The sequence below is a fragment of the Algibacter pectinivorans genome, assembly GCF_900112595.1.
Lineage (GTDB): Bacteria > Bacteroidota > Bacteroidia > Flavobacteriales > Flavobacteriaceae > Algibacter_B > Algibacter_B pectinivorans.
Map to the genome: position 1 here is coordinate 289,128 of NZ_FOMI01000002.1, position 26,731 is coordinate 315,858.

General features: G+C 33.2%; 21 protein-coding genes and 1 tRNA gene. 5 read left to right on the plus strand and 17 right to left on the minus strand.

Going from position 1 to position 26,731, the window contains the following annotated elements:
- Positions 1-147: 147 nt before the first annotated feature.
- Positions 148-1,023: a hypothetical protein gene (locus BMY96_RS03970; RefSeq protein WP_092849375.1), complete on the minus strand. Its 876-nt coding sequence runs from the start codon at positions 1,021-1,023 to the stop codon at positions 148-150.
- Between the two features lie 304 nt (positions 1,024-1,327).
- On the opposite strand from BMY96_RS03970, the gene BMY96_RS03975 reads away from it, so the two are divergent.
- Positions 1,328-2,482, plus strand: coding sequence for a DNA polymerase III subunit (locus tag BMY96_RS03975; RefSeq protein ID WP_092849377.1), 1,155 nt, complete (start codon positions 1,328-1,330; stop codon positions 2,480-2,482).
- Positions 2,483-2,549: 67 nt separating this feature from the next.
- Here the strand turns inward: BMY96_RS03975 and BMY96_RS03980 are convergent, their stop codons facing one another.
- The 5 genes from BMY96_RS03980 to BMY96_RS04000 all read right to left on the minus strand — a co-directional run bounded on the left by BMY96_RS03980 (position 2,550) and on the right by BMY96_RS04000 (position 10,236).
- Positions 2,550-3,077 (minus strand): OmpH/Skp family outer membrane protein, encoded by a 528-nt coding sequence (locus tag BMY96_RS03980; RefSeq protein WP_092849379.1) that lies wholly within the window; start codon positions 3,075-3,077, stop codon positions 2,550-2,552.
- 250 nt (positions 3,078-3,327) lie between these two features.
- Positions 3,328-4,173 carry a class I SAM-dependent methyltransferase gene (locus BMY96_RS03985; RefSeq protein WP_245750535.1) on the minus strand — a complete coding sequence of 282 codons (846 nt, stop codon included), beginning with the start codon at positions 4,171-4,173 and terminating at the stop codon, positions 3,328-3,330.
- Positions 4,174-4,385: 212 nt separating this feature from the next.
- Positions 4,386-6,257, minus strand: a complete 1,872-nt coding sequence (gene mnmG / locus BMY96_RS03990) for a tRNA uridine-5-carboxymethylaminomethyl(34) synthesis enzyme MnmG (RefSeq protein ID WP_092849385.1) — start codon at positions 6,255-6,257, stop codon at positions 4,386-4,388.
- A gap of 87 nt (positions 6,258-6,344) precedes the next feature.
- Positions 6,345-6,761 carry an rRNA maturation RNase YbeY gene (gene ybeY, locus BMY96_RS03995; protein WP_092849388.1) on the minus strand — a complete coding sequence of 139 codons (417 nt, stop codon included), beginning with the start codon at positions 6,759-6,761 and terminating at the stop codon, positions 6,345-6,347.
- Entirely contained in the window at positions 6,754-10,236 is a 3,483-nt protein-coding gene (locus BMY96_RS04000; protein ID WP_092849391.1) for a DUF4175 family protein, read from the minus strand. The genes ybeY and BMY96_RS04000 overlap by 8 nt, the downstream gene beginning before the upstream one ends.
- A gap of 179 nt (positions 10,237-10,415) precedes the next feature.
- Between BMY96_RS04000 and gltX the strand changes: the two genes are divergently transcribed.
- Positions 10,416-11,927, plus strand: a complete 1,512-nt coding sequence (gene gltX / locus BMY96_RS04005) for a glutamate--tRNA ligase (protein WP_092849394.1) — start codon at positions 10,416-10,418, stop codon at positions 11,925-11,927.
- Positions 11,928-12,269: 342 nt separating this feature from the next.
- Here the strand turns inward: gltX and BMY96_RS04010 are convergent, their stop codons facing one another.
- On the minus strand, positions 12,270-12,953 hold the full coding sequence (locus BMY96_RS04010) for a hypothetical protein (RefSeq protein ID WP_092849397.1): 684 nt from the start codon (positions 12,951-12,953) through the stop codon (positions 12,270-12,272).
- Positions 12,954-13,030: 77 nt separating this feature from the next.
- On the opposite strand from BMY96_RS04010, the gene BMY96_RS04015 reads away from it, so the two are divergent.
- A complete protein-coding gene (locus BMY96_RS04015; RefSeq protein WP_092849400.1) occupies positions 13,031-13,954 on the plus strand; it encodes an SPFH domain-containing protein in 924 nt (307 codons plus the stop codon).
- Between the two features lie 60 nt (positions 13,955-14,014).
- Here BMY96_RS04015 and BMY96_RS04020 read toward each other — a convergent pair whose 3' ends face one another.
- The 5 genes from BMY96_RS04020 to BMY96_RS04040 form a co-directional block, all read right to left on the minus strand.
- Complete coding sequence (locus tag BMY96_RS04020) at positions 14,015-14,227, minus strand: hypothetical protein (RefSeq protein ID WP_092849403.1); 213 nt, start codon at positions 14,225-14,227, stop codon at positions 14,015-14,017.
- 68 nt (positions 14,228-14,295) lie between these two features.
- Positions 14,296-15,450, minus strand: coding sequence for a GNAT family N-acetyltransferase (locus BMY96_RS04025; RefSeq protein ID WP_092849407.1), 1,155 nt, complete (start codon positions 15,448-15,450; stop codon positions 14,296-14,298).
- A 67-nt stretch (positions 15,451-15,517) separates the two neighbouring features.
- Positions 15,518-16,003: a DUF1761 domain-containing protein gene (locus BMY96_RS04030; protein ID WP_092849410.1), complete on the minus strand. Its 486-nt coding sequence runs from the start codon at positions 16,001-16,003 to the stop codon at positions 15,518-15,520.
- A gap of 57 nt (positions 16,004-16,060) precedes the next feature.
- Positions 16,061-17,146 carry a TPM domain-containing protein gene (locus tag BMY96_RS04035; protein WP_245750536.1) on the minus strand — a complete coding sequence of 362 codons (1,086 nt, stop codon included), beginning with the start codon at positions 17,144-17,146 and terminating at the stop codon, positions 16,061-16,063.
- A gap of 53 nt (positions 17,147-17,199) precedes the next feature.
- Positions 17,200-19,197 (minus strand): glutamine--tRNA ligase/YqeY domain fusion protein, encoded by a 1,998-nt coding sequence (locus tag BMY96_RS04040; RefSeq protein ID WP_092849871.1) that lies wholly within the window; start codon positions 19,195-19,197, stop codon positions 17,200-17,202.
- 100 nt (positions 19,198-19,297) lie between these two features.
- Between BMY96_RS04040 and folB the strand changes: the two genes are divergently transcribed.
- Positions 19,298-19,654 (plus strand): dihydroneopterin aldolase, encoded by a 357-nt coding sequence (gene folB, locus BMY96_RS04045; protein ID WP_092849413.1) that lies wholly within the window; start codon positions 19,298-19,300, stop codon positions 19,652-19,654.
- A 121-nt stretch (positions 19,655-19,775) separates the two neighbouring features.
- Positions 19,776-19,846, plus strand: a tRNA-Cys gene (locus BMY96_RS04050).
- A 231-nt stretch (positions 19,847-20,077) separates the two neighbouring features.
- Here the strand turns inward: BMY96_RS04050 and BMY96_RS04055 are convergent.
- From BMY96_RS04055 to BMY96_RS04075, 5 genes are all read right to left on the minus strand, one after another.
- Positions 20,078-20,755: a LysE family translocator gene (locus BMY96_RS04055; protein ID WP_092849416.1), complete on the minus strand. Its 678-nt coding sequence runs from the start codon at positions 20,753-20,755 to the stop codon at positions 20,078-20,080.
- 188 nt (positions 20,756-20,943) lie between these two features.
- Positions 20,944-21,621 (minus strand): head GIN domain-containing protein, encoded by a 678-nt coding sequence (locus BMY96_RS04060; protein WP_092849419.1) that lies wholly within the window; start codon positions 21,619-21,621, stop codon positions 20,944-20,946.
- Between the two features lie 141 nt (positions 21,622-21,762).
- Complete coding sequence (locus BMY96_RS04065; RefSeq protein ID WP_092849422.1) at positions 21,763-22,056, minus strand: YbjQ family protein; 294 nt, start codon at positions 22,054-22,056, stop codon at positions 21,763-21,765.
- Positions 22,057-22,274: 218 nt separating this feature from the next.
- Positions 22,275-24,473 carry a ribonuclease R gene (gene rnr, locus BMY96_RS04070; protein WP_092849425.1) on the minus strand — a complete coding sequence of 733 codons (2,199 nt, stop codon included), beginning with the start codon at positions 24,471-24,473 and terminating at the stop codon, positions 22,275-22,277.
- A gap of 197 nt (positions 24,474-24,670) precedes the next feature.
- Positions 24,671-26,146 carry a T9SS type A sorting domain-containing protein gene (locus BMY96_RS04075; protein WP_092849428.1) on the minus strand — a complete coding sequence of 492 codons (1,476 nt, stop codon included), beginning with the start codon at positions 26,144-26,146 and terminating at the stop codon, positions 24,671-24,673.
- Positions 26,147-26,731: the final 585 nt, after the last annotated feature.

Genomic DNA, 26,731 nt, shown 5'->3' on the forward strand with positions numbered 1-26,731 from the left:
ATTTGAAACACAAATGTAACTAATTAAAAAGCGATAAAAAATGACTTTTTTCACGAAAACGATGTAGCTTATAAATTAAAATAAAAACGGTGCGAATACAAGACAGATTCGTCCCGTTTTAATCATTAGTTATTTAACCAATTTATTCTAAGAAGCTTCTTTAAGCTTTGTTTTAGTCTTTTTAACAACCTTAGGTTTAACTACTTTTAATGTTTTCTTTTCGGTTTTTGGTGTTACCGCCTTTTTAACTTTAACCTGCTTAGTTGACTTGTTTTTTTTAGCCTTGACTTTAGTGCTTTTTTTCTTCTTAGTCTTTAATTCTACCTTGGATTTCCCTTTTGTTGTTTTAACTTTTGGTTTTTTATTAGCCTCTAGTTTTCCAGCCTTTTGGGCTTTCTCCTTTTTAATTTTAGCCTTTGCTTTAACATCCTTTGACTTCGCTTTTTTATCAGCTTTTTTCTTAACCTTCAATTTAGCAGCTTTAATCTTAGCAAGTTTTTTTGCTTTATCCTTTTTTGCTTTTGCTTCTGCTTTTTTCTTAGCCTTTAGTTTTGCAGCCTTAATCTTAGCGGCCTTTTGGGCTTTTTCCTTTTTAATTTTAGCCTTTGCTTTAACAGCCTTTGACTTCGCTTTTTTATCAGCTCTTTTCTTAGCCTTCAATTTAGCAGCTTTAATCTTAGCAAGTTTTTTTGCTTTATCCTTTTTTGCTTTTGCTTCTGCTTTTTTCTTAGCCTTTAGTTTTGCAGCCTTAATCTTAGCGGCCTTTTGGGCTTTTTCCTTTTTAATTTTAGCCTTTGCTTTAACAGCCTTTGACTTCGCTTTTTTATCAGCTTTTTTCTTAGCCTTCAATTTAGCAGCTTTAATCTTAGCAAGTTTTTTTGCTTTATCTTTTTTTGCTTTTGCTTCTGCCTTTGCTTTGGCGCCCTTTTTCTTCTTTTTAGATTTAGCTTTTTTACTAGATTTTACTACAACTTTCTCTGTCTTTTGTTCTAAAACTAAGTCTTTTTTGTTTTTTTTACTCATGATCAATTTTTATTAATATGTTTTTAATGTTATCCCAATGTTAATTTAATGTTAACAAAAATAGAAATAAATATCGTTTTCCAATGTTAAATCTTACCAGCTGCAAAAAGCTTAACATTAAAATTATTCTTTATCCCTATCAAATAACACAACTAACAACTATAAATCAACACCTTACAAGATTCTATTTCAATTGAAACCCTTGAAGAAATTAATAACATGTTTTATAGCCCTTTAAAAACTAAGACAACATCTTTTCTATTTGGAAACAAAAACTTAGAAAAACAAAAAGTATATTTGTTCGATGCTTTTTAAAGATATTTTAGGACAAGATCATATAAAAAACCACCTCACACAGAGTGTTGATAATGGCAGATTACCACATGCCCAATTGTTTGTAGGTAACGAAGGCTCGGGCACTTTACCTATGGCGCTAGCTTATGCACAGTACATTTTGTGCTCGAATACTGGTGGGGAAAACACTAACGGAAACGACGCTTGTAATTTAAAGTTTAAAAACTTTTCGCATCCCGATTTGCATTTTGCTTTTCCAGTTACTACCAGCGATAAGGTGAAAAGCAAACCGGTGTCTAGTTTTTACATGGAAGAGTGGCGCCAGCTTTTAGAGCAGCAGCCTTATGGCAACCTTTTTGATTGGTATAAATTACTTGGTGTAGACAACAAACAGGGACAAATTGGGGTTGAAGAAGCGCATGAAATTGTAAAATCGCTTACCCTAAAAGCCTACGAGGGTGGCTATAAAGTGATGCTTATTTGGATGGCCGAAAAAATGAATACCGCTTGTGCTAATAAGCTTTTAAAACTGATTGAAGAGCCACCAAATAAAACTATATTTTTACTTATTGCCGAAGACGAAGAGCAAATTATAAACACCATTAGATCGCGTTGCCAGATTTTACATTTTCCGCCGTTGGCAGAAGACGTTATTAAAACCGCTTTAATTAAAGAATACAACCTTAATGCGAGTGAAGCAACAAAAATAGCGCACCAATCTAACGGAAATTACAATAAAGCTTGCGATTTGGTATACCAAGACACCGAAGATTCTCAATTTGAAACTTGGTTTATTTTCTGGATTCGTAGCGCCTTTAAGGCCAAAGGAAATAAGGCAGCCATACACGATTTAATTTCTTGGAGTGAAGATATTGCTCGAACAGGTCGAGAAACACAAAAGCAGTTTTTAAACTTTTGTATAGACTTTTTTCGACAAGCCTTATTAATGAATTATAACGCTACAGATTTGGTGTATTTTGAGCCTAAAACCGAGAAATTTAAGCTTGAAAATTTTGCACCGTTTGTACACGGTAATAACATTATGGACATTAGCAACGAACTACAAGATGCCATTTACCATATTGAGCGAAACGGAAATTCTAAAATTATTTTAACAGACTTATCTATTAAACTTACACGTTTACTCCATAAGAAAGCCGACTAAATAAAAAAACCTCTGCTAAATTCGATTTAACAGAGATTAATTATTTGTTTATCAATTAGTTATAAAATTATTCCTTTTTATATTGTGCATTTAAAGCATCTAATATAGTTTGCGTTAAATCGCTTTGCTCTGCACCATACATTACTGTTGCTGCCGCATCACTTGTACCTAATATATAGTTGTAACCATTGGTTTTTCCGTAGTCTTTTACAAAGTCTTTTACATGAACAATAACCGAGTCGATTTCCGCTTGAAACTCCTGAGTTAACTTTTGTTGCTCCATTTGCATTTGCTGTTGCAATTGTTGTTGCTTTTGTTGAAGCCCAGTCATTAATTCTTCAGCTTTCTTTCTATTCGTTCTCGCTAAACGTTGCGCTTCTGCTTGTCCCTTTTGTGCTTCTGCTTGAAAAGCTTGACTAATACTATCTGCTCTTTTTCTAAAAGCATCATCTTTTACTTGAAAAGCTGCTTCTACATCTTTCTTTTCTTGATAATCGTTAATTAACGTTCCGTTATCTATAAAAGCAATTTTATTTGGTTTTTCACAAGATGCAAATACAAGCATCGCTAAGGCAACATAAATTATGTTTTTCATTTTTTTATTTTAATTAGTTAATTGTTGGTGAAATTTATATCCGAACAAATGTAATAAAGTAGCTTTTAAATTAAAGCGAATTTATTTTCAATTTAACATATAAGGATTCTTTATGATAAAAAGAGATTAAAATAAGAAGTCTCTATTAAATTTAAAGTCAAATAAAGCGTTTTAAGCGCTTATTAGAAAAACGACTAGTGTTTGGATGTTTATATGCGTCACAATAAAGCTTAGTCGCTAAAAACAAGTTTTAGCTATTTTTTATGACATAAATTAGAGACGAAGCTTCTTTTGAGCCTATCGCTTTTAAATTTGAACGTAAGCCAATCCAAAAACCTTTAACCGCATTCATGCTTCCTGTTTTATATTTTTCTGAAAGCATACTCACATAAAAGGAATCAAACCACATGGGTTTTATTTTATTTACTTTAAAAGATTGTTTTGAAACTAAATTTGAAATCGATGTTTTATTAAAATGCCAAAGATGCCTAGGTACATCATAAGCAGCCCAAAACGATTTATAATATTGTGCATCGAAACTTTTATAATTTGGAACCGCAATAATTAAGGTTCCATTTGCTTTTAATAGTTTTTTAAAAGTAGCAATCTGCTCGTCTAAATTTGGCAAATGTTCCAGCACATGCCAAAGCGTAATAACATCGAAACTGTTTGGTTCGAACTTTAAAAGTTGTCCTGTATTAAAAACAGATCCGTTTGTTTTTTTATTTGCAATTTCTCTTGCTTGTTGGTTTGGTTCAATTCCAGAAACGATCCAGTTATTTTGTTGCGCAGTTTTTAAAAAATCGCCAGTACCACATCCAATGTCCAAAAGTTTTTTGCCTTCGGAAGAACACGAATTGATTAAATTTAATTTCTTTTTTAAAGAAAACGATCTAACTAAATGATATGCTTTTTCGAATAGATTTCTTTTAGAATCTGTATGCGAAATATAATCTTCGCTTTCATAATAATTAGATAATTTATCAGAAGACGGTTGTGGAGTTGTTTCCAAAAAACCATATTCTAAATTCTGAATAAGCTCAAATACTTCTCCTGAAACAGAGTGATCTTTTACTTTTAAATTTTCTTTAGCCACGAATACACGAATGGATTAATAAGTATTTTTTAATTATAAATCGAACTTTAGTGAACTTAGTTTACCTCCTTACCTGGGTTCCTGTTTCTGTTTGAATAATAAAAAAACAGCTTTAAATTTTAAACGTTCCACGTGGAACGTTTAAAAAAAATAATTTATTTAATATACAGTAACGAAAACATTATGATTAAGATTCCTGTTTTCACAGGAATTTAGCGCCCCATATAAACCAACAACACAGAAATATCGTTGGGAGAAACCCCACTAATTCTTGATGCCTGCGATACCGTTGCTGGCTGAATTTTTTTAAGTTTCTCTCGCGCTTCAAAACTCATAGATTTAATTTGCGAGTAATCAAAATTCTCAGGTATTTTTACATACTCTAGCCTCGTTAATTTGTCTGCATTGTTTTTTTCTTTAGCAATATACCCTGCATATTTAACTTGAATTTCAGCCTGCTCTATCACTTCCCTATCCAAATTATTTTCTTGAATATAAGCCTCAACAGTATCTACTTTTCTAATATCATCCATTTCAATATTAGGTCTAGCGAACACTTTAAAAAGCTTTCCAGATTGTTTAACAACAGCAGAATTTTTAGATTCTAAAATAGGATTTATAACTTCTGGCTTCACACTTTGGTTCTCAAAAAAGCTGACAAATTTTTCGGCAGCATCGTGTTTCTCCTCCATACGTTTCAAACGTTTCTCGGAAGCTAATCCCAATTCGAAACCTTTTGGTGTTAATCGAATATCTGCATTATCTTGTCTTAACAGCGTTCTGTATTCCGCTCTAGATGTAAACATACGATATGGTTCTTCAGTACCTTTTGTAATTAAATCGTCTACCAAAACACCTATATAAGCTTCATCCCTTTTCAAAGTAAAAGGGTCTTTTTCTTGAACTTTTAAAGCCGCATTTATTCCTGCCATTAACCCTTGAGAAGCCGCTTCTTCGTATCCCGTAGTTCCATTAATTTGACCGGCAAAATATAAACCTTCAACCAACTTAGTTTCTAAAGTATGCTTCAATTGTGTAGGTGGAAAATAATCGTATTCAATAGCATAACCAGGTCTAAAAAACTTCACGTTTTCAAAACCCACAACAGATCGTAATGCTTTAAACTGAACATCTTCTGGCAAGGAAGTTGAAAACCCATTTACATAAACCTCGCAAGTATTCCAACCTTCGGGTTCGATAAATAACTGATGGCTATCCTTATCTGCAAAACGATTAATCTTATCCTCAATAGACGGACAATAACGCGGTCCTAAACTTTTAATCCTCCCATTAAACATTGGCGATCTATCAAAGCCTTCACGGAGCAAATCATGCACCTCAAGACTTGTATAAGTCATATAACAAGAACGCTGTTTTTCTAAAGGTTTTGTAATATCTAAATACGAGAATTTTTCAGGATTAGCATCACCAGGTTGTTCTACCATTTTAGAATAATCTAAACTTCTACCATCCACTCGAGGCGGTGTTCCTGTTTTCATTCTACCAGAATCGAAACCTAATTGAACCAACTGTTCTGTAATTCCTGTAGCCGCTCTTTCACCTGCTCTACCACCACCAAAGTTTTTATCGCCTATATGAATTAAGCCATTTAAAAAAGTACCATTAGTTAAGACTACAGACTTTGCTTTTATAGTAATTCCTAAAGATGTTTTTACACCAACAACTTTATGGTTTTCTACTAACAATCCAGAAACCATATCCTGATAAAAATCAAGATTAGGAGTTCCCTCAAGAAGCATTCTCCAGTCTTCAGCAAAACGCATTCTATCACTTTGAACCCTTGGACTCCACATTGCAGGACCCTTAGATTTGTTAAGCATTTTAAATTGTATAGCAGATGTGTCTGATACAATTCCGCTATAACCACCAAGCGCATCAATCTCTCTTACAATTTGCCCTTTGGCAATTCCGCCCATAGCAGGGTTGCAAGACATCTGTGCAATGTTTTGTAAGTTCATTGTAATAAGCAGCGTTTTGCTACCCATATTAGCAGCAGACGCAGCAGCTTCACTTCCTGCATGTCCTGCTCCAACAACTATAACATCGTAAACTTCGTTAAACATGATTCCTCTTTTATATAATCATTAAAACAAACATGTTCCACGTGGAACACATCCATAAATTAAGTTTGCAAATATACTCTGAATTATTTATTTAGCAGCTAATCGTTCAAGATACAGGTTCTCCTTTTCCCGCATAACCTTGGCCTCTGCTTCCGTTTTATCTTTATACCCACAATAGTGAAGCACACCATGAATAATAACTCGCATTAATTCTTCATTAAAAGAAACTCCAAAATCCTTGGCATTATCTACCACCCGTTCTACAGAGATAAAAATATCGCCTTGTATAATTTTTCCGACTGAGTAATCAAAGCTAATAATATCCGTTAAAGTATCATGATCAAGAAATTCTACATTTAATTTATGCAAATATTCATCGTCACAAAACACATAATTTATTTCCTCCAACTTATATTCTTCAGCTGAAATAGTATCTATAATCCAATTAAAAATTGGCGCTTCAGATTCTAATTTAAAATCCGTTTCGTAATTAAAATTAATCATTTTCTTTTTTGAAATATTCTTGAACCTTCTTTTTATAAACTTGCTGCAAAGGTAAAGCTTGTCGGTTTAATATTTCGGTAGTTTGAAAATATTGTTTTGCTGTAGGGATTTGATTGTTAGAATTGTTGTCGAAATTATTTTTATTAGTTTCCGATTCCCGTTTATTATCTTCACCTTGTTGAAAGGTTGCTTTTTCTAACTTCAATAATTGATGTTTTAAAGCCATCATTTTTTGCAGTGTTTGCTGCGTAAAACCCTTGTTTAATAATTCCAATTCTATATCCTCCATTTTTCTGAGTAGGGCATCTCCGTTTCCGCTTTTGCCTTCCTTAGCCAACCGCTCCTGCAACGCCTGCCTTAATTGTTGTTGCTTTTGGTAAATTTCAAAAAGAAGTCCGTTTTCATCCTCGCCATTACCTTCGCCATCACCTCCATTTTGCTCACCGTCTTCACCCTTGTCTTTATCTTTACCCTTGCCTTCTTTTCCCTTATCGCCTTCCTTACCTTTGTCGCCCTCTTTCTCACCTTCTTTTTCACCCTTCCTTTCCCCTTCGCCATCTTTCTTGCCATCACCTTCCTTTGGAGAACCTTTTTCGCCTTTCTTCATTCCTTCTTCCATCATCTTATTAAGCTCTTCCTGACTCATAATAATATCCGGTAATTGCATATCACCTTGTCCGCCTTTTCCACCAGACATACTCATGCTTTCCTCCATATTATCCAAAACATCGCTTAAAAAATTAGCCAAATTATTAGCAGCCGTAACCACAAATTGCTGATTAGATACACCCTGATATAATTGGTTTTCGGCCAATAACGCCAGAGCCTTATCAATGTTATAATACACTTCTGTAATTTCTTTATTTACTTCTTCAGATAGTTTTGGCTGACGAAGCGATAACGCAAACAAACTATCATCCACATGTTCAAAATGTTCTCTTAAATTTTGCTGCTTTTTTAAATAAGACGCAAACTTGTTATTGTTAGACTCGATGCTTTTAAATTGAACCATAACAGCTTCTTGATCGAAAGAGAACAATACTAAGTTGTCTAGAATCTGACGAAGCATTTCGGCATCCTCCTGAATTTGATCGTCACTACCACCTTGCATAGCACTTTGCATTTGCTGGCTCATTTGTTTCATTTTTTGAGCCGCCTTTTTCTGGCTTTTTTTAGCTTTTTCAGAATTTGAATCTTTCTTTTCTGAAGGCTCATTCTTTTCTTCTGAACCGTCTTTATTCTCTTGTTCCTCTTCTTTTTTATCTGCTTCTTTTTCCTCTAAAGCATCCGAAGCTTTTTGTTGTTCATCTTCAACTTCTTGTTCATCCAATTTATCCCTAGGAATCTCAATTGGCTTCTTCAAGTCTTTAGATTCTTTTTCCAAATCTTCAAGTTGCTTTTTATAATCGTCAAACTTTTTGTTTAACTCGTCCTGATTTTCCTTCGTGTTTTCCTCTTCAGATTTTTCCGACAACTGTTCTTGCTCCTCGGCTAACTTTAATAAATCATCATTAAGTTTTTCTAACTTCTTTTCAACATAAAAACGTTTAGTTAATTCTAACAGTTGCTCTAAACTTCGTTTTTTAGTTTTATTCTGTTTTGCGAGCTCATCCAGTTTCTTAATTAAATCTTCATTATTTATTTTTTCGTGAAGCTTTTCAATTTCATCAAGTAACTTTTCATCTTGCTTTAGTTTCTCTTCGTTTTCCTTTAAGCGCTCTTTTAAATCCTCTTTAAATTGATCTTCCTTTTGCTCATCTTTTTGAAACTCCTCTAAATTATCCTTTAACTTCTTGTTAAAATTTTGCATCATTTGATCCTGTTCTTTTTGACGCTTAAAAAAGTTTTCTAGTTTCTTTTTATCATTAAAATTTAACTCCGATTTTTCTTTTTGGGTATTGGTTAATTCTTGAAGTTTCTTTTCTTGTTCATCAAACTTAGTTAAGGACTTATTTAAATCTTTAATAGTTTCACCTTGCTCCTTTAAATTCTTATCGGCTTCCTCTGCTTCGGTACGCTTGCGGTATGAAAATACGCTACTTTTAACGCTTTTAAATTTATTTACCCTGTCATTATCAAAGACTTGAAAGTACAATTCATAAGCTACACCTTCAGAAATTTCCAAATTATTAGGGAATGCACTAATAAAATCGGAAATATTTGAACTAGATACAGGAATTGCCTCCATTTGTTTATTAGCTTCATTCTCTACAGGATAATAAACCAATTGCAATTTACTAAACCCATAATCGTCGCTAATCTGCCCATAGAAATACAAGGATTGCAAATCCAAACTATCTTTTTCAACCTTAATATCTATTTCTGGGTATTCATCTTTAACCACATCAATATTAAACGCTAAATTCTCGTAATTAGGTAAGTCTTTATTACTTGTGCTAAGTGTGTAGTCAAAATTTGAATATAAACGCTTAGAAGCCTCAAAAACCCCTTTAGATATTGAAACAAACGGTATAGTGTCTTTGGCGAACAACTGTACGTTATCGGTAGATTTTGTTTGTAGCAGCCATTTTATTTGTGTGCCTTCAGGAACCAAAGCATTACCTGTACTTTTTAAAACCTCATCTTGTTTTTTGGTATAACTCGGATAATCCAAAACCATTTTAAAACTTAAAAGCGATGGTGTTTCAACCACATCTATGGTGTATGGTTTAGAGGTAACATCGTTAGCCATTAACTGAAACGTAATGGCTTCCCTAGGTTGTGTAAACACATACTCGAATTCTCCAATAGCTTTTTGCTGTAAAAAATAAGTTTCGTTGTTGTAACTAATTTGCGCACTTTCTGGAGTAACATCGCCAGCCGTTTTAACAAGCAATTTAAAATCGGTATTTTCAATAGCCTGTAAATTTTCATTAACTACAAAAAACTGAAAAGGCGCAGGTGGCTCATAAGCCGTTTTATAATGTACTACTCGGTTATAACTTTCGCTAAACCAATTAAAATTTCCCGTAAAAAAAGTAAGCAATAAAATAACCACCGGAATAGCGGCATATTTTAAATACCCTAAATTCTTTTTAAAATTAACGGCTAATTTAAAAGGCACTGGTTTAAGTTCGGAAGCTTTTTGCTCGATGCTTGCTAATAATAATTCCGATTTGGAATCGGCCTCATTAAGTTGTAGCACATTTAATAATTTATCGTTTACCTCCGGAAAATGAGTGCCAATAATTTTGGAAGCCGCATGATAATCTATTCCCTTTTGTAATTTAAATAATTTTGCCAACGGAATAAAAATAAACTTAACAAGTAAGCCAAATTCCACAGCTATAAATAACCAAAACAAAACTGTTCGTGCCGTGGTACTTAACCACAACACATGCTCAAGAAATAGAGTAAACAAAAAATAAAGTAATCCTATGGCAAAAAACAGAATGACACCTTTAAGCAATTCGTTAATATAATAGCGCTTAATAAAGGCTTCCAGCTTGTTTTGTATGGTATTAAAATTACTCATGGTTTGGGGTAAAACATTGTCTATTATTGTGTTTCAACTTACTAAACTACAATTTTATTTTTTACGGCATTTATAATTATGTGTTAATAAAGGACTTCTGGCTAAAAAAACAAAAAACTTCTGTGTTCGGGCTTCTGTCTTCTTTCTTAATACATATCTTTGCCACAAATTTACAAAACATGACCAAAAACGTTCGTGTGCGTTTTGCACCTAGCCCAACAGGACCATTACATATAGGCGGAGTTCGTACCGCTTTATTCAATTATTTATTTGCCAAAAAACATAACGGAACCTTTATTTTAAGAATTGAGGATACCGACCAAAACAGATATGTTGAAGGCGCAGAACAATACATTATTGATGCCTTAAACTGGTGTGAAATGCCTTTTGATGAAGGTCCAGGAACCAACGAAAAATTTGGTCCATACCGCCAAAGCGAGCGTAAACCACTTTATAAAGCTTACGCTGAAGAGCTAATAAATTCTGGAAACGCATATTATGCTTTTGATACTGCCGAAGCACTAGATGCTCATAGAAAAGACCATGAAGCTAAAGGCAAAACCTTTATTTACAATTGGCATAACAGATTAAAATTAAGCAATTCTTTATCGCTTAGCGCGGAAGAAGTAAACGCTAAATTAGATGCTGGTGAAGACTACGTAATTCGTTTTAAAAGTCCGCAAGATGAAACCTTACATTTAACCGATATTATTCGTGGCGATATTAAAATTGACACCAATATTTTAGATGATAAAGTATTGTTTAAAAGTGATGGTATGCCAACGTACCATTTAGCCAATATTGTGGACGACCATTTAATGGAAATTTCGCATGTTATTCGTGGTGAAGAATGGTTACCAAGTTTGGCACTGCACTTTCAATTATACCAAGCATTTGGTTGGGACGCGCCAGAATTTGCTCATTTACCGCTTATATTAAAACCTACAGGAAAAGGAAAATTAAGCAAGCGTGATGGCGACAAATTAGGTTTCCCGGTGTTTCCTTTACAATGGACAGACCCTAAAACAAACGATATTTCTAGAGGTTATAAAGAGGATGGTTATTTTGCCGATGCCATGGTAAATTTCCTTGCTTTCTTGGGGTGGAATCCTGGAACAGAACAAGAAATTTTTACATTAGAAGAATTGGTTGCTGCCTTCGATTTGAAAAAAGTAAACAAGTCTGGTGCACGTTTCGATCCGGATAAAATAAAATGGTTTAACCACCATTACATGCAAGAGCAAAATAATTATGAATTAGCTGAAGCTTTTAAAAATTATAACTCTGAATTAGAAGAAACCGACATTAACTACATTGAAATGGTAGTCGCTTTAATAAAAGAACGCGCAACCTTTGTTTCCGATTTTTGGGATTTAAGTCATTTCTTTTTTGTTGCTCCTACAGCGTACGATGAAAAAGCCTCTAAAAAAGCTTTAAAAGAAGGTACAGATACTATTATGAACCAGCTAATAGCCATTTTAAACGCTAATACCGATTTTACTGTAGAAACACTTACCACAGAAATAAAAGGCTGGATAACAAGCAACGACATTGGCTTTGGTAAAGTAATGATGCCTTTACGATTAGCCCTTGTTGGTGCCTTACAAGGTCCAGATGTGTTTGATATTATGTACATGATTGGTAAAGCGGAGACTGTTAAACGGATTGAAAGAATCATACAAACACTCTAAATTAAAAAGAAACAAGTTGATGCTTTTAATAATTGCCCATAACTAATCAAAAACATAAAGAAGAAAGAGTTCAACAAATAGCATGTTTATCCTATTTGTTGAACTCTATTATGAAGATGGTGAATAAGGTAACTTTGTGAAAAACACCCTGAAAACAGATCTTTATTTCCGTTAAATACGTCAACGGAATTAACTTACCCCGCCTGCGTTTACTTTTTCGTATAAGTTGTTATTTATAACATCTTCAACCTTTATTCAGAAACCCCAAATCCGGCGACCCTCATCACGAGACCCCTCTTTTTGGTGCTCGTAAAATACGATTAATAAAAGCCAATATAATTATTAAAACGATAACATAGCCCCAAACAATAACATAGACATATTTCCTTTAAAACGCGAATCGCCTCCCGCAGTATCCAGATTTTCGTTTTCCAGTTTTTTTAGTATGTTAGTTGCCCCGTAAATATAATGGGCTCTTAGCTTTACAAATTTAAAACCGGCTGTAATACCAACGGCTCCGTTTAGGTTAAATTGCGAGATATTAGCAATCTCTTCAGCTAATAAATTATCGTAATTATTAATAAAATAACCTTCTTGGGTAGTATCCTCAAATTCTAATCGACCATTATATTGCAACATAGGACCAACATCTAAGGTCACATAACTACCTGCTAATTTTATATGCATCATTAACGCTAATTGCGCCGCAAAAAGTTTATAATCCACAAACTCGTTATTGCTGCTAGAAGCTGTTGGCCTACCCAAAATACTAACTGTACTTTCCGAAAACTGCATGCCATAACTCATGTTGTACCACTTAAAAGGAATATCGACCGTGGCACTTAAACCACCTATAAAACCATCGCCTTCTTTAGTTATAAAATTATCTGTAGCTAACTTCACTTTTGTAATACCACCAAAAAACCCAATACCATTAACAATATCATATTGGCCATGTTGAGAAAAACTTTTTGTAACAAAACATATAGAGAATGCTACTAATAGGAACAGTTGTATTTTTTTCATGCTATTTTAGAGATATGTGAGCAAATATAACTTAATTTAGTAATTCTTATTTTTTTAACCATTTTAATAAAAACATTATGAGCTTCGCATTTATTCCTTTTATAGTTATTGGACTATTTATCTTAATCTCGTCCTTTTTTGTAGTTAAACAACAAACCGCTGCCATTATAGAACGCTTTGGAAAGTTTCAAAGTATACGCCAATCGGGTTTACAAATAAAAATTCCTTTGGTAGACAAAATTGCTGGTCGTTTAAGTTTAAAAATTCAACAATTAGATGTTATAATAGAAACTAAAACTTTAGACGACGTATTTGTAAGACTAAAAGTTTCGGTACAATATCGTGTTTTAAGTCAAAAAGTATATGATGCTTTTTACAAATTAGATTATCCGCACGATCAAATTACAAGTTATGTATTTGATGTAGTACGTGCCGAAGTTCCAAAAATGAAATTAGATGATGTTTTTGTTAAGAAAGACGATATCGCATTAGCAGTAAAAGCAGAACTTAATGATGCCATGCTTGATTATGGATTTGATATTATTAAAACTTTAGTAACCGATATCGATCCAGATGCCCAAGTAAAAGAGGCTATGAATAGAATTAATGCTTCTGAACGTGAAAAAATTGCAGCACAATTTGAAGGAGATGCCGCTCGTATTTTAATAGTTGAGAAAGCAAAAGCTGAGGCTGAAAGCAAACGTTTACAAGGACAAGGTATTGCAGACCAACGTCGTGAGATTGCGCGTGGTTTAGAGGAGTCTGTAGAGGTTTTAAACCGTGTTGGCATAAACAGTCAAGAAGCTTCTGCTTTAATCGTTGTAACGCAGCATTATGACACCTTACAATCGTTAGGTGAAGAAACAAACAGTAATTTAATTTTACTACCTAATGCGCCACAAGCCGGAAGCAACATGCTAAATGATATGGTGGCAAGTTTTGCAGCAAGTAACCAAATTGGTGAGGCTATGAAAGAAGCCAGAGAAAAGAAAAAAGAATAAATTAATACCTTTGGGTTTGGTTGAATGTTAAGTGCTTCAGCTAAACCCAAATTTTAATTTTTAGTGCTTATTTTTATCGTAATTCTGTATTAACTCTTTTAGCGTGTCTCTATAATTTTCTAAAGATTTATTATCTATCGAGGCTTCCATATTGCCTTGTGGCAAGGTACTTCTTCCTTCATCTAAATATTTTTGAAGCTCAGGATATTGCTCTTCAATAACTCTAGTAAGTGTTGATATTTCGCTAAGAATATTTGCATTTTCAGTTTTCATAAGTGTTATATTTTTCTTACGAAAATATAGTGAAAAGAAAATAATTATTCTCTTAAAGAAGTATTAAATTATTTAAAAGGATGCCTTTCCTCCCATTTTTGAATAGGATTCATATACTTTACAATAGCCTTTAAAACCGTGTTGGCAATAAAGCTATTGGTGTGATTTAAATAGATATGCATATCGTATGGTTTTGCACCAATAGAACTTTTAATTTCCATGGCTGTTCTTGCATATACAATACGCTTAAATTGATTTTCTATACCGAAAAAAGCCATATTAAACAGCATATTTAAATACATTTGATACGCTTGCTGAAGCGTTTTATTATAACCCAAAAAATAGGTTTCTAACACGGTATCGTTAAGAATAAGCGAATAAAAACCAACTAACTCTTCATTTAAAAAAACCCCAAAAACTTTAAAACGCTCTTTTAAATGTACTTTTAGTTGATAAAAATGGTTTTCTGGAAGTTTAAACGAATTAACACCTGCATTATCCGACACCGTTTCATATAAACTAAAAATAGCTTTAGAATTCGTGTTTAAATAATCACTATCAAGTTCTCTGTAGTTTAAATCAGCTGCTTTTTTTCTAGCAGTATTATAACGCCTTTTGTATTTCTTATTAAAAGCAGAAATATATTCATTAGTCGTTTTCCAAGTTTCACTTTTAAAAACCATATTAGGTTGCACCTGTACTTTGTATAAATTATTAGATTTAAAAAAGTGAGTGGCTTCATGAATTTTATCATTCTCGAAATAATCTTTAAAAACAATTATTCTTATTTTTTTATTGAATTTAGTTTTAATTTCAAGGGTTAAAGCTTTTAAAGCGCGTTCTAATTCATTTAAAAATTCATTTTGCGACATTTTAAGTGGATTAAAATACATACCATGTTGCCCAGTATGTAAAAGGTTTCCAACAACTAAGGCATTTCCTTTTACAATTTTAGAAACCAATTGCTTACCAACTTCTTTTATTTTGTTCGAACTGCTTTTTCTAAAAATATCATCGGCATACATTTCCACACGTTGTACAATAGCAATACCTACCAATTCATCATGCTTAAAAACGCCAACGTAATACCCCGTAATGTTACATGGCATAGAGGTTTCAAGACCCTTTAAAAAACCCGTTTTTAAAAAAACATCGCTAACAGGAAGCGCATCCCAAGTTTTGGGAAGTACATCTACTCCATTATATATTTTATGCTGTATCACACCAAAATTAAAAAAGACCGAAGTTAATTACCTCAGTCTTTACATGTATTAAAACATTACATTAATATTATTTCCATCCGCAAACAATAGCTCCCATTACACCTAACGTTACAATCCAATAGCCACTATTTATAAAAATGTATTTAGCACCTTTACGTTCAAATAAAGCATTAGTGCCTATTATGGGTAGTGCCACAAAAATTCCAGCCATTGTACCATGTAAAGCGCCGTGTTTAAAAGTTCTAAAAGCATCGCCATAATCGGCCATAAACGCAGTATACGATGGTAATGCTTTACTAGCGTCGCCACCTATTAAGCTTAAAGCACCCGTTTGATGAATACTCATTTGCATCATGGTCATAGCTAATAAAAAGGCAAAAATAAAGGCTAGAATAAAAATCTTAGCCATATTAGCACCTTTTAATTGCTCTTCGGTTAAACCTGCTGCTTGCATCCAAGCGTTTCCAAATACTTTTGGGTTATACCAAATAAAGCCAACAACTAATGCTGAAACAGCGGCAACCAAAATTGCCGGAAAATTTAGAAAATCCATAATTAAAAAATTTAGTTAGTAGTTAAATGTACAAAAAAATAAATAGCAATTACAAAGCTACCAACTACCACTTGCTCCACCGCCACCAGAACTTCCGCCACCGCCAGAAAAACTACTGCTACTACTGCTAGAATACGACCTACTGGAGCTTGTACCACTAGAAGAAAAGTTTTTGCTAATAAACGCTTTATTACTTTTTAAAAGTGAAAATTTAATAGGCTGATAACGCGTTTTAGAGCGTGTAAAATAGGCTATACCTAAAGGTATAACTACAAAGATTAAAGCTGCAAAAGCCACTGCATTAGTTATATTAATAAACGATGCGTTGTCGACATATTTAAACGGATCAAATTGAAAATCGCTATCCATCTGTGAGCCTATCATTAAACCTGCAAAAAACAAAGGCATAATAATAAATGGCAGACTAAAAACAATTGCTAATACCGAATGAATCATGTAAACAGGAAACATTAAAACGCTTACTTTTCCAGTAATTAAACCCCTAAACAAATTAATTAATCGCTTAAAACCAGAGTAGAACAAGGCACTACCAACACCAATAAAAATACCCAAAAACAAGGTTAAAAAAAGGCCTAATAAAATTTTTACCCATAAAGGTATTTTACCTTCATCTTCAATAACTTGGGCAAACTCATCGCGATATTTAGGGTCGTTAATAAGCTTAATAATTTCTGAAGTTCCAAGATCGACACCCTCATAAAAAAGCCCTTCTTTGAACTTAGGTCTCATTATCTTACTAATAATTCTAGACGCAAAAGCATCGGTAATTATTGGTTCTAAGCCTTTACCAACCTCAATTCTAAACTTTCTGTCGGTTTTCGAAATTAAAATTAAAAGACCATTGTCCTTATTTTTCTGCCCTAACTTGTTGGTATTAAACACGTGGTAAGCATAACCTTCAACTGTATTATTCCCTAAATTATTAATGGTTAAAACCACAATTTGATGAGACGTTTCGGTTTCGTAAGCCGTTAACTTTTGTCTAAGTTCTAAGGTTTCGCTTTCGCGGAAAAGAGCCGCATTATCCGTTACTATTTCGGTTAAAATAGGGTATTTTACCTGTGCATTTGAATTTTGAATACAAATGACAAGAAAGAAGAATATTAGTTTTAGTTTAATCAAATTATAACATAGAAGACCTGCTTATTTAAAAACAAACAGGTCTAAAAAAATTATTAGGAAACTGCCTTAGCTTCTTGAACCAACAGCGCATTCTTATCTTCCATAGCTTTAGAGATAAAAGCATTGATAACCTCGTTTTTCTCTAAGCCATTTTCTAACAAAACACCAAGCGTAATCATGGTTATTATACGTGTTCCAGATTTTTTAACCGATGTGTTAAATAATGGTTCAACCTCATCATAACTTACGCTTTTGGCTAGTTCTTGAATATCTGCCTTTGCTTCAGCTTGCTTATCTTCTGGTAATCTATCATACTTTTTACCATAAGACTTTATTTGCTCTATAGCTGGTCTGTTGTTTTGTTGTGGTTGTTTTTGTTGATTTTGATTCGTGTTTTGCTGTGGTTTAACTTTAGCCCAAGTATCTCGTAAACCAACAGTTTTGTTAAACACTAATTTATCTGAAGCCGAATCGTTATCCACATTAAAATACCCTAAACGTTGAAACTGAAACCTGTCTCCTACCTTAGCCTCAGTTAAACTAGGTTCTACAAAAGCTTCTATAATTTTTAGCGAATTAGGATTTACAAAATCCATAAAATCTTTGTCGGCATGACTATCTGGAGCCTCGTCGTTAAACAACCTGTCATATTCTCTAACTTCAGCTTTTAAAGCATGCGCAATAGACACCCAATGTAATGTGCCTTTTATTTTACGTTCGGTATCTTCAGAATAGGTACAATGTATCTCTGTTACCTCGCCACTAGCATCTTTCACAACACTTTCAGCCTTAATAATATAAGCGTTTTTAAGTCGTACTTCGCCTCCTAATTTTAATCTAAAAAATTTGTTTCCGGCTTCTTCCTTAAAATCTTCTTTTTCAATATATAATTCGCGAGAAAACGGTACTTTTCTAAAGCCAGCACTATCATCTTCTTGGTTATTTTCTGCATCCAACCACTCCACTTTATCCTCCGGATAATTGGTAATTACCAATTTAACAGGGTTTAAAACAGCCATAACACGTGGTGCTGTTTTATTTAAATCTTCGCGAATACAAAACTCTAATAGCGACACATCAATAATATTTTCACGTTTGGCCACACCAACGGTTTCTACAAATTTTCGAATAGCATTTGGAGTGTAACCTCTGCGTCGTAATCCAGAAATGGTAGGCATTCTAGGATCGTCCCAACCGTTTACAACGCCATCTTCAACCAATTTAAGCAACTTACGTTTACTCATTATGGTATAACTTAGGTTTAAACGGGCAAATTCACGTTGTTTAGGCCTTAATTTATCTTCCTCGACAACTTGATCCAAGAACCAATCGTAAAGCTCTCTGTGAGGCTTAAACTCTAAAGAACAAAGCGAATGTGAAATTTGCTCTAAATAATCGCTTTCTCCATGAGTCCAATCGTACATTGGGTAAATACACCAATCGTTAGCCGTTCTATGGTGATGTTTCTTTAAAACACGATACATAATAGGATCGCGCATTAGCATATTAGCATGTTGCATGTCTATTTTGGCTCGTAGTATGTGCTCGCCTTCGTTAAACTCGCCTGCTTTCATACGCTCGAACAACTCTAAATTTTCGGCTACAGTTCTATTTCTATACGGCCCATCAACACCTGGTTGTGTTGGCGTACCCTTTTGTTCTGCCATGGCTTCGCTAGATTGCGAATCGACATAGGCTTTACCTTCTTTTATTAAATAAACAGCCCAATCGTACAATTGTTGAAAATAATCGGAAGAAAATAATTCTTTATCCCACTTATAGCCTAACCAAGCCACATCTTCCTTTATAGCATCTACATATTCCTGCTCTTCTTTAGCCGGATTAGTATCGTCGAAACGAAGGTTTACCGGTGCGTTATAATATTCGCCTAAACCAAAACTAATACCTATAGCTTTAGTGTGCCCAATATGTAAATACCCATTTGGCTCTGGCGGAAAACGAAAACGAAGACTGTTTTTAGACATTCCGTTGGCTAAATCTTCTTCTATAATTTGCTCAATAAAATTGAGTGATTTTCTTTCTTCAGACATAAAATATGTTACGCTTTGGGTATAGCTCAATAAAAACAAACCCATTAAACAAAAATATTGTACAAAATTAGGTAATTTTGATGACTTAAATTGTGTGACAATGGGAATTATAAAAGTTGAAAATATTAGAGTATTTGCCCACCATGGTTGTTTAAAAGAAGAAACCAAAATTGGAAGCGATTACCGTGTTGATTTAGAGGTGAAAGCAAATTTACAAGAATCTGCAAAAACAGATAAACTTAGTGATACCGTTGACTATGTTTTTTTAAACCGCATTATAAAAGAGGAAATGGCCATTCCATCTCAGTTACTTGAAACCGTTGCAAAACGAATATTAAGTCGTATCTTTAGTGAAGACAGCCTAGTTAAAAAAGCAACTGTTTGGGTAAGTAAACTAAATCCTCCTATTGGTGGAGATGTAGCAAAAGTGACAATAAAAATGTCAGAAAAACGTTAAATATCATTTTAACTATTGTAAACTCACTTTTTTTTATACTTTTGCATCAGAATTTTGCAGAAATGTTAAACACTACTTAAAATGAGGTAGTTAAATTATTTCTATAAAATTTAAATATAATGGCGTCGTGGCCGAGTGGCTAGGCAGAGGTCTGCAAAACCTTGTACAGCGGTTCGAATCCGCTCGACGCCTCAAGAACCTTCAAGTTTTACTTGGAGGTTTTTTTGTTATAAAGTGTTTTTTTGGAAAAACTAACTTGATTTGTATGCTAATAGTTTTAATTACGTACTAAACCGCGTTAGGGATTGCAGTGGAAAGCCCAACGCCTGCCCTGAAAATAGACGAAGGGTGTGGTAACCTGCCTACCTGCAGGCAGGCGCCCAAAATACTTTACTGGCTTTAAGCTTACTCTGAAAACGTATCTTATATAGGGCTAATTTGCTCTAACTTCTCTTTGTTTTTCTCGTAAGCTTCTGGGAAAAGTCCTTGGACAAACAATAATATTCCGAAACCAAGTATTACAATGGCGATAATTTTTTTGGTTTTAAAAATAAGACGTGGTGTTAATTTTGCCTTAAGCTTTTTTGCGACTAGAATTTTAACTAAATCTGCCACAAAATAGGAGGCCAACATAGAAGCAATAAAAATAATATCGCCATGCTCCGAGTTTGTTAAGGAGTCTCCTAAAACAATAAACCCCAGCCAACCTAACAGTACACCAATATTTATAAAATTAAGTAGAAAGCCTTTAATAAATAGCTTTCCGTAGCCTTTTTTTATTTCAACTTTATGATATTCCTTAACAATTGATCGAAATGATTTTGATGTTTTTATAAATGAAATAAAACCGTATACCATTAATAAAACACCACCAAAGATTAAAAAACTGGGGTCGTTTCCTATTTTTCCTCTTAGGTTATTGGTGCTGTAAAATGCTATTACAATGAAAATAATATCGGCAAGAATAACACCTAAATCGAATATTAACGCACTACGAAAACCTTTTGTTGCACTGGTTTCTAACAGCACAAAAAATACTGGGCCAATGGTAAAGGCCAGTATAATACCAAAAGGAATAGCTGTTAAAATATCGTCTAGCATAGTGGTGAAAGGATTTCTATACAAAGAAACAAATAATTTAAAACTTATGAATTAACTAAGTACATAGTTTTAAATGTAGAATAAATAAAGGTTTAGTAAATAACACATATAAAAACTAGTTATAAAAGCTAAAAACCTTCTAAATAGAAGGTTTTTTGTGTATTTTTTTAATGTGCTTTTAGCATAAATTATTCTTCAGCTTTAGTAATACGACCACCTAAAATTTTACTTTCTTCAATTTCTTCTGGGTTTCCGTAAATTAAAATTTCGCCACCAGCTCTAACTTTAGCTATTACTTTTTTGGTTGCATTTACTTGAGCTTCGCCAGCTGCTCTAATAGACACTTCGGAAACATTAGTAGTTAAGTCTTTACCATTGTAAATACCTCCTGTATAAATAGAAATATTCTGCTTATTTGATTTACCCGATGCTATAACAGAACCTCCAGTAACGGCACGCACATTAGTATATTTAACATCGACTTTTACATCGATACTTGCACCTTCTTGCGCGTTTAAATCTATTTCGAATTGCTCAATAACATCATTAGAATGTACTTTTGCACCTTCGTTAGCATCGATAACATCTAAATTGGTGTAATATAATTTTACTTTAGTGTTATTACCATCAAAAGCTTCTTCAAGCTTCATTTTTATTTTTAAGGTACCGTTTTTATTATTTACTAAAACATCGGCAGCGTTTTTTCCGGTAATAGAAACTTTATTGATATCTGATTTGATAAGTTCTACCTCTATTAAATCGTAAACTTTTAATTCGCCAAACTCTCCAACGGTTTTTTCTATTGGGTTTTGTGCTAAACACACCGTTGTTACAAACAGTACAATTACTTTTATTAAGGTTTTCATGCGTGTTATTGTTTTTTGTTTAACGCAAAACTATCAAGATTTATTCCATAAGTTATTTACTTTATGAAAATTTTATAATTAAAGCATTAAGGCTGCTTCGCTTTTACAATTAATAACAAAACCTGGATGTAACTAAAAGTTTTACAAAACGTTTACTGCGGTTCCTGTAACAGATATAAAAAAATAGGATCCAGCTTCGGTTTCCATATCTAATTGAATGCCTACAACCGCATTGGCTTTTAAATTTGAAGCATGCTCTTTTAAATTTTGAAATGCTTCTTCTTTGGCTTTATTAATAACCTCGGACATTAAAGCATTGTTTTTTTCGGTTTTAAATGAAAAGGATGTTTTAATAACACTTGATACACCTGTTACGATACCTAAGTAATCGTTAATTTTAAAACCCTCTATTGAATGTGTTGTTGTTAATATCATGATTTCTATTTTGTTTATACACGTTGCTCGCGTTAGGGATTGAGGCTTTGTTGAAGCTCTTTTTGTGTTGTTGCACGTATGCAACACAAAAAAGCGACTGCCGAAATGTTTACATTCATGAGTTCATTAATTTATAATGAAAACTAACGAACTAAAGCCCGACCCATATAGTAACTAACCTTTCCGGCAAGCAGGCGCCTCAAATTGTTATAAAAATATTATTGTTGTGGTTTTCCTAATAGGTTAAAATCGAGGTGTTTTTTAACTAAATCGGTGTTTTTTACTTTTACGATTACCTCGTCGCCTAATTGATATACCAAACCGTTGTTTTTACCCACCATAGCGTATAGATCTTGATCGAAGGCGTAATGATCGTCCTTCATGTCGCGAACGCTTACCATACCTTCGCATTTGTTGCTTATAATTTCTACATAGATACCCCAATCGGTAACGCCGGTTATTACACCCACAAAATCTTCGTCTTTATGATCTTCCATAAAGCGAATTTGCATGTATTTAATAGAATCGCGTTCGGCTTTTGTTGCTAAATTTTCCATATTACTGGAGTGGTTGCATTTCTCTTCGTAAACGTCTTCGTTTGCCGATTTCCCGCCATCTAAATAATGTTGTAATAACCTATGAGCCATAACATCTGGATAACGACGTATGGGCGATGTAAAGTGGCTATAATAATTAAATGCTAAACCGTAATGCCCAATGTTATGCGTGGTATATTCGGCTTTACTCATGCTACGAATAGTTAAAGTATCGACTAGGTTTTGTTCTTTTTTACCGTTTACTTCTTTTAATAAATTGTTTAAAGATGCGGTTGTGCTTTTACGGTCTTTAAAATTAAGTTTGTAACCAAAACGCCCTACTACATTTTGTAATGAGGCTAATTTACTATCGTCTGGCTCGTCGTGAACCCGGTATACAAAGGTTTTTTTAGGATCTTGTTTACCAACAAATTCGGATACTTTTCGGTTTGCTAAAAGCATAAACTCCTCGATAAGTTTATTGGCATCTTTACTTGTTTTAAAGAATACACCTACCGGATTTGCTTGCTCATCTAAATTGAATTTTACTTCTACCTTATCGAAAGATATGGCGCCATCGCGCATACGTCTGCCTCTCATAATTTTAGCTAATTCGTCCATTTTTAAGATGGCATCGGCTAATTTTTGATTGGTTTGATATGTTTTTCCTGTTAATGAAACTTCGGCAGGAATGGTATTTGTTTTAGATTCTATGACTGCTTGAGCTTCCTCGTAAGCATATCGAGCATCGCTATACGTTACTGTTCTACCAAACCATTGGTTTTTAATTTCGGCTTTATCATTGATTTGAAAAACTGCCGAAAAGGTATATTTCTCCTCGTGTGGACGTAATGAACAGGCATTGTTTGATAATACTTCTGGAAGCATAGGTACCACACGATCTACTAAATATACAGAGGTGGCGCGTTCGTAAGCTTCATCGTCAAGCACAGTGCCTTCTTGTAAATAATGTGATACATCGGCAATATGTATTCCTATTTCGTAGAGTCCGTTATCTAGAACTTCAAAAGATAAGGCATCATCAAAATCTTTAGCATCTTTAGGATCTATCGTAAAAGTTAAGTCTTTACGCATATCACGACGGTTTGCTATTTCTTTTTCGGTAATTGAAGTATCTATGTTATTTGCAAATTCTTCAACCTCGTGCGGGAATTCTAATGGTAATCCGTATTCGGCTAGAATAGCATGAATTTCGGTATTGTGTTCACCTGGTTTACCTAATACTTTTAGAATTTTACCGTTTGGAGAATCTGATTTTTCTGGCCAATCTTCTAGTAAGACTAATACTTTATCGCCATCTTCGGCCTTATTAATTTTGTTATTTGGCACAAAAATATCTTTGTACATTTTATTACCATCTACTACTACAAAAGCAAAATTCTTTTTTTCGTGAATTTGAATAACGCCCACATACTCTGATTTTGCACGTTTTATTATATTGGTAATTTCGCCTTCCGATTTACCACGTTTTTTACGTTTATAAGCGTAGAATTCTACTTCGTCACCATGTAAAGCTTTATTAATATTATTGGATGCAATAAAGACATCGTCCTCAAAATCGTCGCAAATAACGTAACCGTTTCCTTTAGTGCCTAAATCTAGCGTACCAATGTGATATTCTGTATTTACTACTGCTTTAAATTTACCGCGTTCTACTTCTTCTAACTCTTGTTGAGCCGTAAGTTTAGCCAGTGTTTTTATAATTTGATTTCTGCTACTAGCATCGTTTACACCAAGTTTTGCAGCAATTTGTTTGTAGTTAAAACTTTGGTTTCTTTCTTTTTTTAATATACTTAAGATTGTATTTGTAAGGTTGGAAATGCCATTCTTTTTGGACTTTCCTTTTCTTTTTTTACTCATTTAATTATTGTAATCATTATTATTTCCTAAGGTATTGGAAATTTTGTTATTAAATAGCATTATTTATGTGAAGAATTTGCTATTTCTTTTTACAAAGCTACGTTTTTAATATTAAATGGATATTTTATTACTATTAATTTATGAAAAAAGGCTCGAAAATTACTGTGAGCCTTTTTTAAATATTGAAGAAATTAATACTATTCAATAAGTATTTTTTTAGCCGATTTACCTTGATTGGTTTCAACTTCGAATAAATACATACCACTGGATAAATGGGTAACATCTATTTTTGATTCCTTTATAGAAAATAAATATTGACTTTGTATGTTGTAAATATTAACTTGTTTTAGTTCTAACCCACTATTTAAGATTAGGTTTACCTCATTTTTTACAGGGTTTGGATAATATGAAAAATAGTCTTGATTTATGCTTGTAGATGAAAAAGTGTCTAAGTTTACATCATATACTCGAACATGACCAGAATTTTCTCCTCTAGCATCATTCAAAGGGGCACCGATAGCTACAATTTTACCATCTGCTGATAGACTTATAGATCTACCTGAGCTATCTTGAGAATTTTCACCATCTATATCGTTTCCTATTTGTATCCAACTACCATAAATATTTTTATACATACGAACATGTCCGGAATTAATACCATTATCTCCATTTTTTATTGCACCAATTGCAATAATTTTACCATCTTCAGATAAACTAACAGAAGAACCAAATCTATTAAATGCTTTTTCACCAACTATATCGTTTCCTATTTGTATCCAGTTTTCTAAGTTATTTTCAAAAACTCTTACATTCCCTGATTTTTCACCATTTCCATTATTATAAATAGCTCCAATTGCAATTATTTTGCCATCGGAAGATAAACTTATAGAACTACCAAAACTATCATAAGGGTTTTCACCATCAATATCTTTACCTATTTGAGTCCAAACACCCGAATTATTTTCAAAAATACGAACGTGTCCGGATTCTGTACCACTAGCATTATTTATAATAGAACCAATAGCTAATACATTTCCATTTGAAGACAGACTTAAGGAAGAACCTGATTGATCACCCCTAAATTCACCATCAATATCAGTTCCTATTTGTGTCCATGAACCTGAAATATTTTGATAAACTCTAACATGTCCTGAATCTGTACCATTACCATCATTTAAATATGCTCCTATAGCTAATATATTCCCGTCTCCGGATAAACTTACGGTAATGCCGGACTGATCATTATCACTTTCCCCACTAATATTATCACCTATTTGCGTCCAAATATTATTTTTATATTCAAAGACACGTACATGGCCAGAAGCCCATCCATTATCTCTATTTCCGTTTGCACCAATAGCAACTATATTTCCATTAGCAGATAAACTAACAGATTTCCCAGAAAAATCAGTGTTTCCAATTCCATCTATATCTTTACCAATCTGTCTCCAACTATTAGATTCATATTTATAAACCCTTACATGACCTGAATGTGCATTTAATCCGCTTTGATTATCGGGTGCACCAATTGCAACGATACTACCATCTGCAGATAAACTAACTGAAGTACCTGATTTATCGTTACGTGCTTCTCCATTAATATCTGAACCTATTTGTTCTTGAGAGAAAGAGAATAAGGGAGCTAGTAACAAATAAAGGAAAAAACTTCTCATTTTTTTAATTTCTTAGATTAATTAAATATTTGCAAATAAAAGAATTAACTACAAAACATATTTAAATCTTAGTAATTAAATTTTAAAAAAAAGTTTAAAATGATAGTTATCCACATATATATATATACTATCATTTTTCTTTTAAAATTTAAAAAAATAAATAGTGGTTATTATAGTGTGTTAATAGCGGTATAACTTTTTTAGTTTTTTCTTTGATAAATATCTTATAGTATTTTGTTGATACGAAATGAACAGTTTTAAAATACTTAAGTCCTTAAATTTAAAGCTATTTATAATTTCTATTAACAATTGTTAATAACAACTATTAACAACAATTTTTAATAAGTATTATAAAATTTTTGGCTAACAACTACATATTAAGTGCTTATAACTTAACTATAAATTTACATTAACTAATTTGCATGTTAACTAAAGGTTACGGATTGTAAAATTTATTGGATATTCAATGTTTTTCTTTTAAAAACTAATTAACAGTTATTAACATGTCGTGCACATAATAGTGCACATTGTTTATAACTCTAATTAGTATACCTTATTTTAAATATTTGTTTTTACGCGCATTTA

Excerpts from the sequence above, each read along its gene's own strand:
- BMY96_RS04060 (WP_092849419.1), bottom strand. The coding sequence starts at position 21,621 with ATGAAAACCTTAATAAAAGTAATTGTACTGTTTGTAACAACGGTGTGT.
- BMY96_RS03975 (WP_092849377.1), top strand. The coding sequence starts at position 1,328 with ATGCTTTTTAAAGATATTTTAGGACAAGATCATATAAAAAACCACCTC.
- BMY96_RS04015 (WP_092849400.1), top strand. The coding sequence starts at position 13,031 with ATGAGCTTCGCATTTATTCCTTTTATAGTTATTGGACTATTTATCTTA.
- BMY96_RS04055 (WP_092849416.1), bottom strand. The coding sequence starts at position 20,755 with ATGCTAGACGATATTTTAACAGCTATTCCTTTTGGTATTATACTGGCC.
- BMY96_RS04040 (WP_092849871.1), bottom strand. The coding sequence starts at position 19,197 with ATGTCTGAAGAAAGAAAATCACTCAATTTTATTGAGCAAATTATAGAA.
- gltX (WP_092849394.1), top strand. The coding sequence starts at position 10,416 with ATGACCAAAAACGTTCGTGTGCGTTTTGCACCTAGCCCAACAGGACCA.
- folB (WP_092849413.1), top strand. The coding sequence starts at position 19,298 with ATGGGAATTATAAAAGTTGAAAATATTAGAGTATTTGCCCACCATGGT.
- mnmG (WP_092849385.1), bottom strand. The coding sequence starts at position 6,257 with ATGTTTAACGAAGTTTACGATGTTATAGTTGTTGGAGCAGGACATGCA.
- BMY96_RS03970 (WP_092849375.1), bottom strand. The coding sequence starts at position 1,023 with ATGAGTAAAAAAAACAAAAAAGACTTAGTTTTAGAACAAAAGACAGAG.
- ybeY (WP_092849388.1), bottom strand. The coding sequence starts at position 6,761 with ATGATTAATTTTAATTACGAAACGGATTTTAAATTAGAATCTGAAGCG.
- rnr (WP_092849425.1), bottom strand. The coding sequence starts at position 24,473 with ATGAGTAAAAAAAGAAAAGGAAAGTCCAAAAAGAATGGCATTTCCAAC.
- BMY96_RS03980 (WP_092849379.1), bottom strand. The coding sequence starts at position 3,077 with ATGAAAAACATAATTTATGTTGCCTTAGCGATGCTTGTATTTGCATCT.
- BMY96_RS04065 (WP_092849422.1), bottom strand. The coding sequence starts at position 22,056 with ATGATATTAACAACAACACATTCAATAGAGGGTTTTAAAATTAACGAT.
- BMY96_RS04010 (WP_092849397.1), bottom strand. The coding sequence starts at position 12,953 with ATGAAAAAAATACAACTGTTCCTATTAGTAGCATTCTCTATATGTTTT.
- BMY96_RS04030 (WP_092849410.1), bottom strand. The coding sequence starts at position 16,003 with ATGGATTTTCTAAATTTTCCGGCAATTTTGGTTGCCGCTGTTTCAGCA.
- BMY96_RS04020 (WP_092849403.1), bottom strand. The coding sequence starts at position 14,227 with ATGAAAACTGAAAATGCAAATATTCTTAGCGAAATATCAACACTTACT.
- BMY96_RS04075 (WP_092849428.1), bottom strand. The coding sequence starts at position 26,146 with ATGAGAAGTTTTTTCCTTTATTTGTTACTAGCTCCCTTATTCTCTTTC.
- BMY96_RS04000 (WP_092849391.1), bottom strand. The coding sequence starts at position 10,236 with ATGAGTAATTTTAATACCATACAAAACAAGCTGGAAGCCTTTATTAAG.